Below are 17724 nucleotides of genomic sequence, written 5' to 3'. Positions count from 1 at the left end.
GGCGATGGTGCTCTCATTGACGCCATCGCCAGCAAGCCGGCTCCTACCTAGCCGACACGACTGTGTTGCCTGGCAACGATCGCTGCCATTTCCGGTTCATCCAGATGATCCAGCGCCTGCTCCACCAACAAATGCACACCGTCGGCCATACGACTGAGCGCCAAGGCTACGGAACGGCGCGAGCCATCCACATCGTCGGCGAGGTCGGCGGCGATGGCGCTGATGGAGAGCAGGTCTTCGGAGGCGTTGGCGAGGAGGGCTTCGGTGTTGATGTCTGGGCAGACGCTGAAGAGTTGGCCGGTGCGTTTTGTTGGAGCGGGCTTGGGTGGGGCGAGATGGTGGTCGAGGGCGCGTTCAGCGGCTTCGTGGAGTTTCGTTGAATCGAAGGATTCGTAAGGGGTTGTTGCTGGGTTTTCCGGCGGGTTAGGCGTTGGCTTGATCATAGGTGCATCCCGATATGTGTATTGAAGGGGCTGACACCGTTTCGCTTGCATTCGAAATGATGGTGGCAGCCGTACGCGGGTGTGCAAGACCGGGCATATCGGACCCCGGCAGACCCCAAAGGGACCTCCCACGCACAGCTGCCATAAAAGCGATCCAAAAAGGATTTTAATGCTCTATAGGTTGCGAGGCATCTGCGCGGCGATATGTACCGGACTTGCACGTCCGTGTCACCGTTTTTTGCGGTGACGAGCAGAGGTTATCTGCCTATTTCCAAGGCGCCTAGTTCATGGATGCCCTACTTTTCGAAGGAAAAGTCTGAGAAGGCTGAGGGGTTTTGGTGCTAAATCGCACACCACTTAAACAGCCTTGTTCCCGAAAACGACGCTCATGTCACTGATGTTCAAGTCTTTGGCCGCGTTTCAGTTAACGGAAAGGTGAATGTAGCGGGTGCGTAACAAAACCGTTTCTTAACTCACCCCCATAACCGATGAATCCCACAAGGCATACGCCTGGAGCTTCCTGTGGATGGTCTTCGGTTCGTCAGTTAAAACCAGCCTTCGGTCGTTTTCAACATGAAGTCAAACGGCACGTCGTGTCTTACAGTTAACCCATTTTATGTGGGCCAACAGGTGTAATTGAAATCTGCCTTAAAGGTCTGAAAAACTGTAGGGCTGAAGCTCAGTGATTTGAGACAGCAAAATCAGATGCTCCACCGCTTTCACTTTTTCTAGATGTTCAAGAGTGTCCGGGCCGCCGAGCATAAATGCAGGAACAAAGCCGTACATCTCGTCGTGTCGCAAAATGCCGAGCTTTTTCTTCGCGGGCTTAAATAGGTCGCCATAATTGTTGGAGTCTACCTGTCTGGACAGCAGGAAGGATCGAAGTCCTTTATCCATTTGCTCCCCTGTATATATAGACGTGTGCGTTATATACCGAGAAAGAATACTGGTGATCTTGAGCGAGGCCCCCGTTTTTTCGCCCCAAAGGTACAGGTCGCCAAAGGCACTACGAGCAATTAGGTGGTAGGTGTCGAAAGTCTTAAATTTCGTTCCTTCAAGCCAGGACGCTACTACCCCCTCGTATTCTTGCGGGTTAACTATCCAGAAAATGCCGTCACCGTAGCCGCACCAACCGTGTTGGGCCCAGTATTCCAGCAACTGATTCGGCAGCTTGCCTCGGAAGCGTTCGATACTTGAAGCCGGTACTTCCTGCCGATCAACTGGCCCACCAAATGTATCTAGAAAAATGGAAAATATCTCATCCATTGCTTTTCCCCTTAACATTTACGAAGTTTGACATTGAGATATGTATGCTCGCGTAAAGACGTTGGTATTGTTTCCGCGGCCTTTTTCAAATTTTCAGTTTTTGGCCTCCATTGTGGACCAATGCTGGAGTTAACTTGTCGATCACCAAAGTCTGCAATTATATCTTTGCCTCCTGCGCTCAAATCAGGATTATGCAGCCCCGCGAGATTTGACATTGTCTCCTTGGCTTTTTCTATGCTCTCTGCTCTCGCCGATTTGGCGCTCATCGTTTGTAAAAGCTCTTCTTGAAAGCGCTCTTGCAATTTAGCTTGTAAATCGTCCCGCGCCTGCCTGGCAGCCTTTTGGCTACGTTTCACAGGATTAGCAATATTCTCCAGATACTCATCCACCGTCAGCCGATTCAGTCCATCCTCTTGACCCTTCAACTGCCGCTCGAACTCTCTGATTTTAGACGCCGGCATCTTGTCCGCTTTGAAGCATTCAACTTGATGAAGCGGCATGGCGTTCGGTTTGTCACGGGGGGAAACTTTGTCTTTTCCAGAAGGACGATGTGCTGGCGGCGCAGGTTCCTGCGGGCCGAGTGCCCCTCGGCGTGGCTCTGAGGTTTGCAGGTCTGGTCGTTTTTTCAGTGCGTCTTCATGCTTGAGCATCCATTCGCCTAACCTCGCTCCTTTGGGGCTTGCTCGCATTTCCTGGGCGAGGACATTGGCATTGCCTCGGCCGCGCGTAAGGTGAGCAACGATGGCGCCCAGCAGCAGGGCGACAACTTCGACATGCCCCAGAGCGATGTCATTGGCAGCCCTGCGCTGGGCGGAAGGGTCGTCCTGGCTGAACGGGTTCAACCCTTCCTCGCCACGCGGGCCTTCCCACGCGATGTTGATCCCCGTCAGGTAATACTCGCCAATGCGCGGTAAACCCTCGACGAAAAACTCAGCGATGGATGTCAGGCCGAGTATCCCCAATATCCAGGTGCTGACTTGCAACCCCATTGCGGCGCCAGCGGCACCCATGGGAATGGCGCCAGCCCCTCCGAGAAACGCGCCTGTACCCGCTCCGACGGCTCCTCCGATCAACGCACCGCCGGCAACGATCATTGCCATTTGAGTGACAACTTCGATCAATTCGTTGAGGACGCTGGAGATGTCGAGGTCAGCGAAGCGTTGCCTCAATAAGCGGCCCGCTTCCCACTCGGCCAGGTTGAACGCAGATCTGACGCTGTTGATACGACGGATGTTAAGAGCGACGGAGGGAGCACGCTCGTTCAGATGCGTGCGATAGCAGGCGCCTCCTTGGTACCCCATTTCACGGGTGATTCGGTTTTCTATCTCGTGCCACGTGGGCACCATGTGCCATAAAAACATTCGAGTGTCTCCCTGACAATTCGCCTGTTAGTGCACCGATAACCCGGTGTCCATTACCGAAATACGCTAACAAGGTATTGAAAGGGCTGATGTAGGAAGGATCGCTTATCGCGGTCGGAAACTTCCCGTATTTCAAAATGTTGCATCACGTGACAAGTGACTAGAGTCAAGTGAGTCGCTGAGAAGTGGTGACTGTGCATGAAGTAAATTTTCCTACTCCAAAATGTAATTAGTATGACGATGCATGCCTTTTAATCGTTGTGTGTGAGAACTTTCAGAAGCGTCCTACATTTTTAATGTTTTATTTTTGCCATGCTTTGTCACGTCGCCGGCTACAACGACTGGCGTCATTGAACTGCAATTAGCGAACGGCCGTAATTCTTAGAAGGCTATTGATGTCTTACTCAAGCAAACTTTCCACTCATTACCTAGAGCTCGCTAAAACCTCTATTTCCAAAGAGAGTTTTGTGGGTGAGGACATTCGCTTTTCGGGCGAATACGAGGCGTTGGAAAGCGAGCTGGGCAAAGCTCAATCCATGCACGAGCGTGGTCAGGTCGACTGGTTGAAAATCCGTGAAAGCAGCGAAAACATTCTGCGAACCCAGTCAAAGGATTTGCGCGTCGGCGTCTGGCTCACCTGGGCGCTCTATCAGCGCGAATCGCTCCAGGGTCTGGTGGCTGGCCTTGGGTTGATTCATTACCTGTGCGAAAACCATTGGGCCGGGATCTACCCGAAAAAGCCCCGTACCCGTTCCGCAGCCATTAGTTGGTTGGCAACGCGTCTTGAAGGGGTGCTGAACGAAAATGTGGCGGTCAAAGAGCAACTGCCCCTGTTCCGATGCCTGGTGGATCATCTGGAACGCCTCGATGCTATTTGCACGAGGCACTTGGGTAGCGATGCACCGCTGTTGCTGCCGATTTCCCGACGTTTGAAAAACATGGTGCAACGCGCCGTCGAACATCAGCCAGCGCCGGGTGTGGTGGAGTCCGCGGTGGCTCAGGTCAAACAGGTCGCTGCGCAGTTGCTCAATCCTGAGGCACCCATCGACAACGAGAAAGATGCCAGTAAGGCATTGCGTGCCCAGCAGGACAGTGCACGGTTGCTTTGCGCCTGGTGGCTAAAGCAAAAAGCTACGGATCCGCGCGCTTTACGCCTGAATCGTACGATGCTGTGGCTCTCCATCGACACGTTGCCCGAGCGTAATACCGAGCAGATTACCGCGCTGCGCGGGCTGCCTGTCGACAAGCTCAAGTCATATCAGGAACGCTACGAGCAGGCCAGGTACGCCGACCTATTGGTGGAGCTCGAAGCCAGTGTGGCCAAGGCGCCGTTCTGGTTCGATGGCCAGCGTATGGTCTGGGAATGCCTTCAAGGCCTGAACGCAGAAATGGCCATGCGCGAGGTGGAAGTCCATTTTTCACTATTGATTCAGCGCCTCCCCGTCATCCTCGAATTGCGTTTCCACGATGGCGCTCCTTTCGCCGACCCGGCCACCCGCTTGTGGGTTGATGCCCATGTCATGCCGCATGTGCAGAACCCTGATGCACCACGCTCCGTTGAAGTGCCGGAGATTCGGTCGGCGTGGGAACTGGCCCTGGAAGAAGTCCAGCCAATTCTGCGCAAGGACGGCCTCAAGGCCGCTGTGCAATTCCTGAAGCTTGGCCTGCAAGGTGCCCACGGCGCACGCGAGCGTTTTTTCTGGCAGTTCACCCTCGCACGTTTGTGCTTCATGGCCAAAAAGTTCGAACTGGCCAAAACCCAACTTGAAACCCTTGACCAGACATTGCAGGACGCTGGGCTGCACGCCTGGGAGCCGGACCTCGCGTTGCAAGTGCTGCAATTGCTGCACAGCTGCTGCGAGGCGCTGCCCCAGAACCATGCGGTGCGCGAATGCAAGGAAGAGATTTATCGCAGGCTGTGCCATCTCGATCTCGAAGTGGCGCTCGACTAGGCCCCCGGGCCGCAACCGCAAGGAAAAAAGCCATGGCCAAAGAAGGCTCGGTAGCCCCCAAGGAACGCATCAACGTAACTTTCAAGCCCGCCACCGGCGGTGCTCAGGAAGAGATTGAACTGCCATTGAAATTACTGGCTATCGGTGATTACACCCACCGTAAGGACGAACGCAAAGTCGAAGATCGCAAGCCGATCAGCATCGACAAGATGACCTTCGACGAAGTGCTGGCCAAACAAGAATTGCAGCTGACCTTGAGTGTTCCGAACCGGCTTCAGGAAGCCGGCAGCACTGAAGATCTGGCGATGCATCTGCGCGTCGACTCGATGAAAGACTTCACCCCGGCCCACCTGGTCGAGCAAGTGCCTGAGTTGAAAAAGTTGATGGAGCTGCGCAACGCACTGGTGGCTCTCAAGGGGCCGCTTGGTAACGCGCCGGCGTTCCGCAAAGCCATCGAAGGCGTTCTCGCCGACGACGAATCCCGCGGTCGCATTTTAGGTGAGCTGGGATTGTACGCCGTAGCCCAAGACGCCTGAGTCTCCATCAGCCAAGGAAGCCAATACTATGAGCAAGAGTGCAGCACAGCAAAAGAGTAACGAGAACAGCGAGTACAGCATTCTCGACAGCATCATTGCCGAAACCCGACTCACGCCCGATGACGAAGCGTACGACATCGCCAAGCGCGGCGTGTCGGCGTTCATAGAAGAGCTGCTCAAGCCGCAGAACAGCGGTGAGCCGGTCAAGAAAGCCCTGGTTGACCGCATGATTGCCGAGATTGATTCCAAGCTTGGCCGTCAGATGGATGAAATCCTGCATCACCCCGACTTCCAGTCTCTGGAATCCTCGTGGCGTGGTTTGCAGTTGCTGGTCGATCGCACTAACTTCCGTGAAAACATCAAGATCGAGATCCTGAACGTCTCCAAGGAAGATCTGCTGGACGACTTCGAAGATTCGCCGGAAGTGATGCAGGCTGGCTTGTACAAGCACGTCTACACCGCTGAATACGGTCAGTTCGGTGGTCAGCCGGTCGGCGCGATAATCGCTAATTACTTTCTGTCACCGAGCTCGCCGGACGTCAAGCTGATGCAGTACGTATCCAGCGTTGCCTGCATGTCCCACGCGCCGTTCATTGCGGCAGCCGGCCCGAAGTTTTTCGGTCTGGAAAGCTTCACCGGCCTGCCGGATATAAAAGATTTGAAGGACCACTTCGACGGTCCGCAATTCGCAAAATGGCAGAGCTTTCGTCAATCAGAAGACGCCCGTTACTTTGGCTTGACCGTACCGCGCTTTCTTCTGCGTAACCCGTATCACCCTCAAGAAAACCCGGTGAAATCGTTCATGTACAAGGAAACCGTCTCCAACAGCCACGAGCACTACCTGTGGGGTAATACGGCTTTCGCATTTGGCACCCGGCTTACTGACAGCTTCGCCAAATTTCGCTGGTGTCCGAACATCATTGGGCCGCAAAGCGGTGGAGCAGTTGAAGACCTGCCATTGCACCATTTCGAAAGCATGGGCGAAATTGAAACCAAAATTCCAACGGAAGTGCTGGTGTCCGACCGCCGTGAATACGAACTTTCTGAGGAGGGGTTCATTGCCCTGACGATGCGCAAGGGCAGCGATAACGCAGCATTTTTCTCCGCCAGCTCCGTGCAAAAGCCGAAAAATTTTGGCATCGGCGCTGAAGGCAAGGTTGCAGAGTTGAACTACAAACTCGGCACCCAATTGCCGTACATGATGATCGTCAATCGACTCGCCCACTATTTGAAAGTCCTGCAGCGCGAGCAACTGGGTTCGTGGAAAGAGCGCACCGACCTCGAGCTGGAACTCAACAAGTGGATTCGCCAATACGTAGCCGATCAGGAAAATCCGAGTGCCGAAGTCCGTGGTCGTCGGCCACTGCGCGCAGCCAAGATCATTGTCAGTGATGTAGACGGCGAGCCTGGCTGGTATCGCGTCAGCCTAAATGTGCGCCCCCATTTCAAGTACATGGGAGCTGACTTCACCTTGTCCCTGGTTGGCAAGCTGGACAAAGAGTAAACGGAGCTACTCATGACTGGATACGGCAGCCTGTTTGAACGCCTGGGCGGCGACGCGCAAAAACGTGTCGGCTGGAACCGCGAAAGCTCCGCCTCGGCGTCTGTGGCTGCCCATCTGTCCAAGATGCTCAGCACCCGCGCGGGCAGCGTGCAGACCTTGCCCGATTACGGATTACCCGATCTGAATGACATGCGCCTGAGCCTGCACGATTCCCTGAATCAGGCACGCCTGACCATCGAGAAGTTTATCGAGGCCTATGAGCCGCGCCTGAGCAACGTTCGTGTGTGTTCCCAGCCGCGTGACGACGATCCATTGCGCCTCTCTTTCAGCATCGAGGGCCTGCTGAGCATCGAAGGTATCAAGCATTCGGTCAGTTTCGTCGCGTACCTGCATGGTAGCGGTCAGGTCAGGGTGAGTTCATGACATCGGTAATCTTCCATGTCCTTTAACCACTACTACCTAAGTGAATTGACTGCACTTCGCGAGTTAGGCCGTCGGTTCGCCGAACGCAGTCCGGCATTGGCGCCGTTCCTGGGCCAGCCCGGACGTGATCCGGATGTAGAGCGATTGCTTGAAGGTTTCGCTTTCTTGACCGGGCGCTTACGGCAGAAGCTTGATGACGAATTGCCTGAGCTAAGCCATTCGTTGATGCAGTTACTTTGGCCCAACTACATGCGACCGCTACCCGCGTTCAGCATTTTGCAGTTCGCCCCGCTGATGCGTTCGGAACCTGCGTCAATAGTCGAACGTGATACACCAGTGGAAAGTATTCCGATTGAAGGCGTGCGCTGCCGTTTCCGCACCTGTTATGCAACTGAAGTGTCAGCACTGGATCTTGTTGCGCTGAACTATTCGGTCAAGGGCAATGGTTCGCTATTGAGCCTGCGGTTGGGGATGACCGCTGAAGGTCATTTTGGCGAGTTGGAATTGAAGCGTTTGCGCCTCCACTTCGCTGGCGAGCGTTACATCAGCCAGATGCTTTACCTTGGCCTTTTACGCAACCTGGACGGCATCGAACTGATCCCGCTGGACGGTGCGGGCAAGCCTGTCGTCGGGGTAAATGATGCGCCGTTGACGTTCAAGTTATCTGGCGATCACGTGCAACCGGTAGGGTTTGCTGAAGAAGAAGCGTTGATGCCCTATCCGCTGAACACTTTCCGTGGCTATCGCTACTTGCAGGAGTATTTCGCTTTTCAGGACAAGTTTCTGTTCGTCGATATCAATGGTATCGATCTGCTCAAAACCTTGCCCGAGAACATCCTCAAGGAAATCCGTGGCCTGGAGTTGCGCTTCGACATCAACAAGATTGGAGTCCAGCGACTGCGTCCGACACTGGACAACGTGAAGCTCCATTGCACACCAATCGTAAACCTGTTCAAGCATGACGCATTGCCAGTTCGCCTCGACGGAAAGCAGGATGAGCACCTGTTGCTACCGGCCCGGTACGACCTGGAAAACTGCGGCGTGTTCTCCGTGGAGTCTGTCACGGGCTGGAGACCGGGTGGCTTGGGTTATCGAAATTATGTGCCGTTCGAATCCTTTGAGCACGATCCGAGTTTTGATGTGCCCGTCAGCAGCCCCCACTACAGCGTTCGTCAACGCTCGTCGCTATTGCACGACGGCCTCGATACCTACCTCAGCTTCGGTTTTAGTGGCGAAGTTCAGGAAACCCTGTCGATAGAGCTGATCTGTACCAACCAGAATCTGCCGCGCAAGCTAAAACTCGGAGACATCAGTCAGGCCTGCGACCAGACGCCGGCCTACCTGAGCTTTCGCAACATCACTGCGGTCACATCGTGTTTTGCGCCCCCACTGAATCGTGACTTCCTTTGGAAGTTGATCAGCAACATGTCGCTTAACTACCTGTCCCTGGCTGACGTCAATGCGTTGAAGGTGATTCTCGAAACCTATGACCTTCCGCGTTTTTACGATCAGCACGCGGAAAAAGTCAGCAAGCGGCTGCTGGCCGGACTGAAGTCGATCAAGCATCAGCACGTCGACAGATTGCATCGCGGGTTACCGGTGCGCGGGTTGCGCACTGAGCTGATCATCGATCCGCAAGGCTACATCGGCGACGGCGACCTGTTCGTATTCGCTTCGGTACTCAACGAGTTTTTCGCGCTTTACGCCAGCCTCAATTCGTACCACGAGTTGCGGGTAATCAGCACACAGGGAGAGGTATACCAATGGACGCCCCGCATGGGTATGCAGCCCCTGCTTTAAGCGGGCTGAGTCAGGTAATACGTGAGTACTCACTGTTTCAGGCCGTGCTGCTTGTGGTTGAACGGCTTAGAGAGGCGCACCCGCTCCTGAGCGAAGACGATTTGTACGACCAGCTCGAGTTCCAGGCCAATCCATGTCTTGGGTTTCCCGGCTGCGACGTGGACCGCGTGGAGTTTTTTGAAGAGCACGGTCAGATGCGCGCGAGGCTGCGATTCAATCTGATTGGCCTGATCGGTTCCAGTTCACCGCTGCCAGCTTTCTACGGTGAACAAGCTTTGGGTGATAGCGAAGATGGCAACCGGACTCGTAACTTCCTCGACCTGTTTCACCATCGTCTGCAGAGGCTGATGTTGCCGATCTGGCGCAAGTATCGCTATCGCGCAGGCTTTCAGAGCGGTGCCCTTGACCCATTTTCCGCGCAGTTGTTCGCCTTGATCGGTCTCGGCGGCGAGGAGATACGCAAGGCCGGTGAGCTGAACTGGAAGCGTCTGTTTCCTTACCTCGGTTTGCTCAGCTTGCGGGCGCACTCAGCCGCGCTGATCGAGGCTGTATTGCGGTACTACTTCAAGCACGCCGAACTGAATATCGAGCAGTGCGTGGAACGTCGCGTCGACATTCTCGCTGAGCAGTGCAATCGGTTAGGCCGAGCCAACAGCAAGCTCGGTGACGATCTGGTGCTGGGCGAACACGTCCGCGATCGCAGTGGCAAGTTCCGGATTCACATCCGCGAACTCAACTGGCAACGCTTCCACGAGTTCCTGCCGATCGGTTTCGGTTATCAGCCGCTGTGTGCGCTTGTGCGGTTCACCCTGCGTGACCCGCTCGATTACGACATTCGCCTGGCCCTGCGTCACGAAGAAATCCGTGAACTGCGCATTGGTGAACACAACGCCTGTCGACTGGGTTGGACCAGTTGGCTTGGCCGCGAACGCGCCGACGGCGTGGTGACCCTGGGTAGCAAAATTCATCAAGGACGTGACCAATGATCAACGTAGACCTGCAACAACTTATCCAGGCGCTTGACGCCGAAACCCGTCGTGATCTGGAAAGTTCTGCCGAACGTTGTGTCGCCCGCGGTGGCAGCAAGGTCCTCGTCGAAGATCTGTTGCTCGCATTGCTGGAACGACCTCACGGTCTGCTCGGCCGCGCGTTGCTAGACGCTGAAGTCGAAGCGAGTGAACTGGCTGCCACGTTGCACTCGCCGATTGAGCATAGTGCTTCGCGAAATCCGGTGTTCGCTCAGGAATTGGTGCAGTGGCTGCAGGATGCCTTGCTCGTGGGAAACCTCGAATTGGGTCAAAGTGTGGTAGGTGAAGCCGCGTTGATCCTCGCGTTGCTGCGCAATCCGATGCGTTACGCCGGCAGTCATTACCAGCCATTGCTGGCCAAGCTGAACATTGACCGACTGAAAGAATTTGCATTATCCCGAACAGAGCTGTCGTCCGCTGGCCATTCTGCTGTCGCGGGTGAAACGCTGTTGGAGCGCTTCACTCACAACCTCAGCCAACAAGCTCGCGATGGCAGACTGGACCCGGTGTTGTGCCGAGACGGTGCCATCCGCCAGATGGTCGACATTCTCGCCCGTCGTCGAAAAAGCAACCCGATCGTGGTTGGTGACGCGGGTGTCGGCAAGACTGCCGTCGTTGAAGGACTCGCCTTGCGCATTGCTGCCGGGGAGGTTCCGCCCGTATTGCAAGGCGTGGAAATATTGTCCCTGGACATGGGGTTGTTGCAGGCCGGTGCCAGTGTCAAAGGAGAGTTCGAACGGCGCCTGAAAGGCGTGATCGATGAGATCAAGGCGTCACCGAAACTGATCATCCTGTTCATCGACGAAGCTCACACACTGATCGGCGCAGGAGGGACTGCAGGCGGATCCGACGCGGCCAATCTGCTCAAACCGGCTCTGGCCCGTGGCGAATTGCGAACCATCGCCGCCACCACGTGGACTGAGTACAAACGGTACTTCGAAAAAGACCCTGCCTTGGCTCGGCGTTTTCAGCCCGTGCAGTTACACGAACCCACTGTTAACGAAGCGGTGACCATACTTCGCGGTCTGGCTCCTGTGTACGAAAAGAGTCACGGCATCTACCTTCGTGACGACGCTGTGGTAGCGGCCGCTGAATTGTCCGCTCGATACCTTGCTGGTCGTCAGCTACCGGACAAGGCAATCGACGTCCTCGACACCGCATGTGCTCGCGTTCGAATCAGTCTGGCCGCGGCCCCACAGCGCCTGGAACATTTGCGCGGCGAGCTGGCTGAGGGGGAGCGGCAACGCCAGGCTCTGTACCGTGACGCCGATGCTGGTTTGCAAATTGACCACTTGGCCCTTGAGGATCTGAAATCTCGATTGCGCGACGCTGAGGAGAAAAGGTCGGCTCTGGAGGCGCAGTGGTCTGAGCAAATGGTCCTGGCCAAGCGCCTGCTGGACTTGCGCGAGAAATTGGCCCACGCCAGGGCTGTCGATGAAACGAACGCCAAGGCTGAAGTGGGTCGGGATGACATTGGGATCGATAGCTTCGACGGGCGAGATGCCACGGCCCGGCGCGTGGAAATCCTGGAGGGCTCTCTCAACGAAACTCACCGCGCCCTGGTCGATGCGCAAGCCAAGGAACGTCTGGTGAGTTTCGAAGTGTGTCCACGGCTGGTGGCTGAAGTGATCAGCGCCTGGACCGGTGTGCCGCTGACGCAACTGGCCCGTGAGCACAATGCCCGGGTCGCCAGTTTTGCCACTGACCTGCGCCATCGCATTCGCGGTCAAGAGGAGGCCATCCTGGCACTGGATCGCTCTATGCGCGCAACCGCAGCAGGCCTGAACAAACCCGATGCGCCAGCGGGGGTATTTTTGCTCGTTGGCCCGAGTGGTGTCGGCAAGACTGAAACCGCGCTGGCGCTCGCGGACTTGCTGTATGGCGGTGATCGTTTCATCACCACGATCAACATGTCCGAGTTTCAGGAAAGGCACACCGTTTCGCGCCTGATCGGTGCGCCTCCCGGGTACGTCGGGTACGGCGAAGGGGGCATGCTGACCGAGGCCGTGCGCAAGAAGCCGTATTCCGTGGTACTGCTTGATGAAGTCGAGAAGGCCGACCCGGACGTGCTCAACCTGTTCTATCAAATCTTCGACAAAGGTGTGGTGAACGATGGGGAAGGGCGCGAGATCGATTTTCGCAACACGCTGATCCTGATGACTTCGAATCTGGGTAGCACCCAGATCAATGCGCTATGCGATAAAACCGTGCGACCCAGCGCGCCTGCTCTGGAAGAATCTATCCGCCCGATTCTAACCCAGCACTTCAAACCAGCATTGCTGGCGCGTATGCGCGTAGTGCCTTATTACCCGGTCAGTGGAGTTGTGCTGCGTGAGCTGATTGAAGTCAAACTCGACCTTCTGGGCGAGCGCCTGCACCGTCGTCAGCTCGACTTTACATACTGTCAAAGTCTCGTCGATCACCTGGTCGAGCGCTGCGTACAGAGCGACAGCGGTGCCCGACTGATCGACCATCTGCTTGAAATGCATGTACTGCCTCGGGTGGCCGACCGGTTGATCGAGGCGATGGCAACCGGGCATACACTCAAGCGCGCTCACGCGACGTTGGACTCCGATGCTTGCGTCGTCTGTGAGTTCGGCTGAGATGGGTGTGATGTTGACTCAAGTGCCGCAACCACTGGATTACGCCGAAGCCTTACTGGCGCAGTTCGCTGGATTATCACAGGCGTCGGATGGTGCTGCACTGCTCGGGGAGTTCGTGCGTGGTGTGGCGCAACTTAGTGGCTGCGAGCTGACTCAGTTGTATCTGATGGACGCGGCCCACACCTGCCTCGGTCTGAATGCCGAGTACCTGAACGGCATCCTCCAGCCTCGAGACGCTGCACATTTGCCGGTGAACTACAACGCAGAACAACTGCTGCAATTCGCGTTTTGCGAGAACCGGGTGGTGTGTCTCAGCGGATTAAGTGGCAGCTTGCACGAGACTGGTTTTTTGCCGCCACAGATCACGCCCTGGCAATCGCTGCTGTGTGTGCCGCTGCTTAATCAGCGAAAAAGGGTCGAGGGGTTGATGATCTGCGCGAGCCGACGTCATAGCGACTTGCAGGGTTTTGCCGATTCCCTCGGACAGTTGGGTTCGTTCGTGCTTGGCCAATTGCGTTTGCTGCAACGACTGTGTCGGCCGACCGGCGATGCGCAACCTGTCCCGGTCAGCGTACCGAATGCCAGCGCTTATGGTCTGATCGGCAAAAGCGCAGCCATGCGCCAAACATACTCGCTGATCAGTAAGGTTCTGCACACCTCCTACACAGTGTTGTTACTCGGTGAGACTGGTACGGGCAAGGAACTGGTCGCGCAGGCGATTCACGACGGCGGTCCACGTCGATCTCAGGCGTTTATCGTGCAGAACTGCGCGGCGTTCGCCGAAAGCCTTCTGGAAAGTGAACTGTTCGGCTACCGAAAAGGTGCCTTTACCGGTGCCGACCGCGACCGTGTCGGGTTATTCGATGCTGCCAATGGCGGCACCCTGTTTCTTGATGAAATCGGCGATATGCCGTTGTCGCTTCAAGCCAAGTTACTGCGGGTATTACAGGAGGGGGAGATACGGCCGCTGGGTTCCAACGATACCCACAAGATCGACGTACGCATTATCGCGGCTACGCATCGTGATTTGGCGCTACTCGTCAGAGAGGGCAGATTCCGTGAGGATTTGTACTACCGTCTCGCGCAGTTTCCGATCGAGCTACCGGCCCTGCGTCAGCGCGAAGGTGACATTCTCGATCTCGCTCGGCATTTCTCTGACAAGGCCTGTTCATTCCTGCAACGGGATGCAGTGCGCTGGTCCGATGCCGCGCTGAGCCAACTGGCCAGCTATGCCTTTCCCGGCAATGTGCGTGAACTCAAGGGGTTGGTCGAGCGAGCGGTTTTGTTGTGCGAGGGCGGCGAATTGTTGGCCGGGCACTTTTCTATTCCCGTGAGCGCGATCGCTGAAGACAGCAGCCTGCATCTGCGCGAACGCCTTGAGCGGGTCGAGCGCAGTCTGGTGATCGATTGTCTGCGTAAAAACAACGGCAACCAGACACTTGCGGCCCGTGAACTCGGGCTACCTCGCCGCACGCTGCTGTATCGCCTCGGGCGCCTGAATATCAGCTCTGGTGATCTCGGTGAGTAACTTCGGACTGCAAAAATTCGGTCGAGGTACCTGCCTTAACGCTCGACTCACCTCATTCACTTTGTCCTCAGGAGACTCCGGATGAACGTTCGTCACTGGCAAGCCGCCTTGCTGGCCCTCATCACTCTATGGGGCGTTGGTGGATGCGGCGGTAACTACAAATTCAACGACAACACCTATCGCCCATTGGGTGATCCGCAGGCGGTCTATCGCGGCAAGTGACCGCAAGGAGCAGCAACATGGAACTGGTTTTCGAAATGCTGAGCAGCAAGCAGTTCGTGCCGACAGATTTGTGCCACAAGACCTTCACGCAGACCGGTGGCGTGATCGGCCGTGGCGAGGATTGCGACTGGATCATTCCTGACCGCAAGCGCCATCTCTCCAGCCGCCACGCGACAGTCAGCTTCCTCGACGGCGCATTTCTTCTGACTGATACCAGCAGCAACGGTATCCAGGATGGCGTAAGCGGCGGTCGCCTGATCAAGGGCGAAGCGGTGCGTATCGAGACGGGCAGTTTTTACGTACTGGGTGATTTCGAGATCCGTGCACGACTGAGTTATGGCTCATCGTCGACCGACGTCAAATCCTCTGGGTCACGAACGGCATTCAATATCATTCCCGACGATGTATTTCTCGAACTCGATCCATTGAGCGCGTTTGATCAACAGGAAATGGTGCACTGCGAGGTCGACGAATTGTCTGCCCTCGACACACCTTATCAGCAGCCCGTGCAACGTGCTGACTTCGCACGTATCGACATGGAAAACCTGAGGGTGCCGGTCCTGATCGATGTCCCGACGGAGTCCGCGCCAACAACGAGGCCAGAAGCTACCGAAGGCCAGAATGAAGAGTTCTGGGAACACTTTGGTGCCGCTCTGGGAGTGGATCTCAAAGACCTTGATCGTGCCTCCCGCGAAACATTGGCGCTGAGTGCCGCTCGTATGCTCAAGCAGAGCATCAGCGGTTTGCAGCAGAGTCTGCGTACCCGTAACGAGCTGAAAAACGAACTGCGATTAGCTCAGACAACCGTGCAAGGCTTCCAGACGAATCCATTCAAGTTTGCCGTCGATGCAGGTGAGGCGCTGGAATTACTGTTGCTGGCCAACAAGTCGGGTCAGTTGTCCGCTGACCAAGTGATCCCCCGAGCGTTCCGTGACTTGCAGGCGCATCAAGTCGCCTTGCTTACGGCCAGCCGCGCAGCGGTACGAGGGGCTCTGGAACACTTTTCGCCGCAACAGCTGACCCTGCGCTTCGAGCGAGATAACAAGTCGCTGCTCGCCACTTCCGGCAGCCGTTGGAGGGCCTATAGCCGTTATCACCATGCGCTGCTTCAGAATGACGACTGGAGCGAGCGTTTGCTGGCACGTGACTTCGTCCAGGCTTACGAAGAACAGATTCGCCTGATTTCGATCCTCCATGCCGACTACCCAGGATGAAGCACATGTCTCCCTGCTCGACTGTTTTTCTCAAGGCGTTGGCTGTCTTGGTAGCGATGGTTTCGTTGGCCGGTTGCTTTTCGATGTCGCCCTATTCCAGCCTGACCAAACTCAATCTGCAGCTGGCGGCCAGTGATCAACTGAACCCGGATCTGAACGGTCGCCCGTCACCGATCGTCGTTCGCCTGTTTGAGCTCAGGCATCCAGTTGCGTTCGAAAATGCTGATTTTTTCAGCCTTTACGAGCGCGCCAGGGAATCCCTGGCCCCGGACCTGGTGACAAGCGAGGAGCTGGAGCTGCGTCCCGGTGAAACCGTGAGTCTCAAACTCAGCGTGAAGGAAGGCAGTCGCTATGTTGGCATTCTCGCCGCTTACCGCGATCTGCCGGAAACCCGATGGCGCTACACCGTGCCACTCACGCCGGCGGGTATCACCAACATGGACCTGACGCTCGACCAGGCCGGCATTCGCAACAGCCGTGAAACGTTAGCCAAGGTGGATGAGTGACATGAACAGCCATAAAGTCATTTGGCAGGAAGGTATGTTGCTGCGTCCCCAACACTTCCAGCACAACGATCGATACCACGACCATCAACTGAAGACTCGCACGCAATTACTGGGCAGCTACACCTGGGGTTTCTTGAGCCTGGAAGTCGATATGCAGTTCCTCAATATGGGCAAACTGGTGATCAGCCAGGCGTCGGGGATTCTGCCGGACGGCAGCCTCTTTGAGCTCGGTGGCAGTACCAAGCCGTTGGCGCTGGATGTACCTGCGAATACCGGTAAAACACCGGTCTATCTGGCTTTGCCGCTTGTGACCGGCAACCATATTGAATCCCGTCGTCCGGAGCAGGGTGACGTATTGGCACGTTACATCGCTTATGAAATGGAGGTCGCCGACTCCAGCGCAGGTGACAGCTCTGCCAGCCAAATCAGCTGCGCCCGTCCGGACTTTCGCTTACTGCTGGGCGAGCAGCAAAGTGATCAGGTCTATGTGAAGCTGAAAGTTTGCGAAGTTCTCGACACCACGCCCGATGGCGTTATCACCCTCGACCCGGATTTCGTTCCGACTTACCTGCAAGCGCATTCATCCAACTATCTGCTTTCGTGTCTTAAAGAAGTGATCAGCATGCTCGGCCACCGAGGCGACACCATCGCAGAGCGGATTCGCTCCAATGGCAAAGTGGGGGGCGCGGAAGTTGGTGACTTCATGATGCTGCAGCTAATCAACCGTACCGAGCTGCTGCTACGTCACTACCTCACTCTGGAGCAGGTTCACCCGCAAGCGCTTTACTGCACGTTACTGACCCTGCTCGGCGAACTGGCAACGTTCTCCAGTGACAGCAAGCGTCCGCGTCTGGATAGCCGTTATGAACACAGCAATCAGGGCGCAAGTTTTCGCAAACTGATGGAAGCGATTCGCCAAGTGCTTTCGATGGTGCTCGAACAGCACGCCGTCGAACTGACGATGCAAGCGCGTCAGTACGGAATCATCGTCTCGCCGTTGCAGGATCATAATCTGTTGGGTTCAGCCTCGTTCGTGCTGGCTGCCAGTGCCAGTTGCGATGGCGAAGAACTGCGCCATCGATTGCCGGCACACCTCAAGGTCGGGCCAGTAGAAAGTATTCGCCAACTGGTCAACCTCCATCTGCCGGGCATCAAGATCAAGCCATTGGCGGTAGCACCGCGGCAAATCGCTTTCCACGCGAACAAGACCTATTTCATCCTCGAACTCAGTTCCGAGGACCTGGCACAGCTCCAGCGCTCCGGTGGTTTTGCTTTCCACGTTTCCGGTGAGTTTACCGAGCTCGAACTTAATTTTTGGGCCATCAGGAACTGACCGAC

The 17724-nt window shown here is 56.0% G+C and carries 15 protein-coding genes; 12 read left to right on the top strand and 3 right to left on the bottom strand.

Annotated elements, in window-relative coordinates:
* Positions 1–47: 47 nt before the first annotated feature.
* From KGB21_RS09730 to KGB21_RS09720, 3 genes are all read right to left on the bottom strand, one after another.
* Complete coding sequence (locus KGB21_RS09730; RefSeq protein WP_223504945.1) at positions 48–443, bottom strand: DUF6124 family protein; 396 nt, start codon at positions 441–443, stop codon at positions 48–50.
* A gap of 648 nt (positions 444–1091) precedes the next feature.
* The gene (locus tag KGB21_RS09725) at positions 1092–1709 is read right to left on the bottom strand and encodes a GAD-like domain-containing protein (RefSeq protein WP_223504943.1); all 618 of its coding nucleotides are present in this window, start codon (positions 1707–1709) and stop codon (positions 1092–1094) included.
* Between the two features lie 11 nt (positions 1710–1720).
* Positions 1721–3070 (bottom strand): DUF6861 domain-containing protein, encoded by a 1350-nt coding sequence (locus KGB21_RS09720; RefSeq protein ID WP_223504941.1) that lies wholly within the window; start codon positions 3068–3070, stop codon positions 1721–1723.
* A 395-nt stretch (positions 3071–3465) separates the two neighbouring features.
* Here KGB21_RS09720 and tssA point away from each other — a divergent pair, with 395 nt between their 5' ends.
* The 12 genes from tssA (at position 3466) to tssK (ending at position 17719) form a co-directional block, all read left to right on the top strand.
* Positions 3466–5022, top strand: coding sequence for a type VI secretion system protein TssA (gene tssA, locus KGB21_RS09715; RefSeq protein ID WP_223504939.1), 1557 nt, complete (start codon positions 3466–3468; stop codon positions 5020–5022).
* A 32-nt stretch (positions 5023–5054) separates the two neighbouring features.
* Positions 5055–5558 carry a type VI secretion system contractile sheath small subunit gene (gene tssB, locus KGB21_RS09710; protein WP_223504937.1) on the top strand — a complete coding sequence of 168 codons (504 nt, stop codon included), beginning with the start codon at positions 5055–5057 and terminating at the stop codon, positions 5556–5558.
* 28 nt (positions 5559–5586) lie between these two features.
* Positions 5587–7062 carry a type VI secretion system contractile sheath large subunit gene (gene tssC, locus KGB21_RS09705; protein WP_223504935.1) on the top strand — a complete coding sequence of 492 codons (1476 nt, stop codon included), beginning with the start codon at positions 5587–5589 and terminating at the stop codon, positions 7060–7062.
* 12 nt (positions 7063–7074) lie between these two features.
* A complete protein-coding gene (tssE, locus tag KGB21_RS09700) occupies positions 7075–7485 on the top strand; it encodes a type VI secretion system baseplate subunit TssE (protein ID WP_223504933.1) in 411 nt (136 codons plus the stop codon).
* Positions 7486–7500: 15 nt separating this feature from the next.
* Positions 7501–9285 carry a type VI secretion system baseplate subunit TssF gene (gene tssF, locus KGB21_RS09695; RefSeq protein WP_223504931.1) on the top strand — a complete coding sequence of 595 codons (1785 nt, stop codon included), beginning with the start codon at positions 7501–7503 and terminating at the stop codon, positions 9283–9285.
* Positions 9249–10271, top strand: coding sequence for a type VI secretion system baseplate subunit TssG (gene tssG, locus KGB21_RS09690; protein WP_223504929.1), 1023 nt, complete (start codon positions 9249–9251; stop codon positions 10269–10271). The genes tssF and tssG overlap by 37 nt, the downstream gene beginning before the upstream one ends.
* On the top strand, positions 10268–12916 hold the full coding sequence (tssH, locus tag KGB21_RS09685) for a type VI secretion system ATPase TssH (RefSeq protein ID WP_223504927.1): 2649 nt from the start codon (positions 10268–10270) through the stop codon (positions 12914–12916). Before tssG ends, tssH begins: the two co-directional genes overlap by 4 nt.
* Positions 12917–12926: 10 nt before the next feature.
* On the top strand, positions 12927–14444 hold the full coding sequence (locus KGB21_RS09680) for a sigma-54 interaction domain-containing protein (RefSeq protein ID WP_223504924.1): 1518 nt from the start codon (positions 12927–12929) through the stop codon (positions 14442–14444).
* Between the two features lie 81 nt (positions 14445–14525).
* Positions 14526–14666, top strand: a complete 141-nt coding sequence (locus tag KGB21_RS09675; protein WP_223504922.1) for a type VI secretion protein — start codon at positions 14526–14528, stop codon at positions 14664–14666.
* Between the two features lie 17 nt (positions 14667–14683).
* The gene (tagH, locus tag KGB21_RS09670; RefSeq protein ID WP_223504920.1) at positions 14684–15880 is read left to right on the top strand and encodes a type VI secretion system-associated FHA domain protein TagH; all 1197 of its coding nucleotides are present in this window, start codon (positions 14684–14686) and stop codon (positions 15878–15880) included.
* Between the two features lie 5 nt (positions 15881–15885).
* Positions 15886–16386, top strand: a complete 501-nt coding sequence (gene tssJ, locus KGB21_RS09665; RefSeq protein ID WP_223504918.1) for a type VI secretion system lipoprotein TssJ — start codon at positions 15886–15888, stop codon at positions 16384–16386.
* A gap of 1 nt (position 16387) precedes the next feature.
* The gene (tssK, locus tag KGB21_RS09660) at positions 16388–17719 is read left to right on the top strand and encodes a type VI secretion system baseplate subunit TssK (RefSeq protein WP_223504916.1); all 1332 of its coding nucleotides are present in this window, start codon (positions 16388–16390) and stop codon (positions 17717–17719) included.
* The last annotated feature ends 5 nt before the right edge of the window (positions 17720–17724 follow it).

Source organism: Pseudomonas sp. GL-RE-29, assembly GCF_019947275.1.
In the GTDB taxonomy this organism is placed as follows: Bacteria; Pseudomonadota; Gammaproteobacteria; order Pseudomonadales; family Pseudomonadaceae; genus Aquipseudomonas; species Aquipseudomonas fluorescens_A.
Note: the sequence above shows the minus strand (reverse complement) of the source record. Positions and strands in the feature narration are given on the sequence as shown.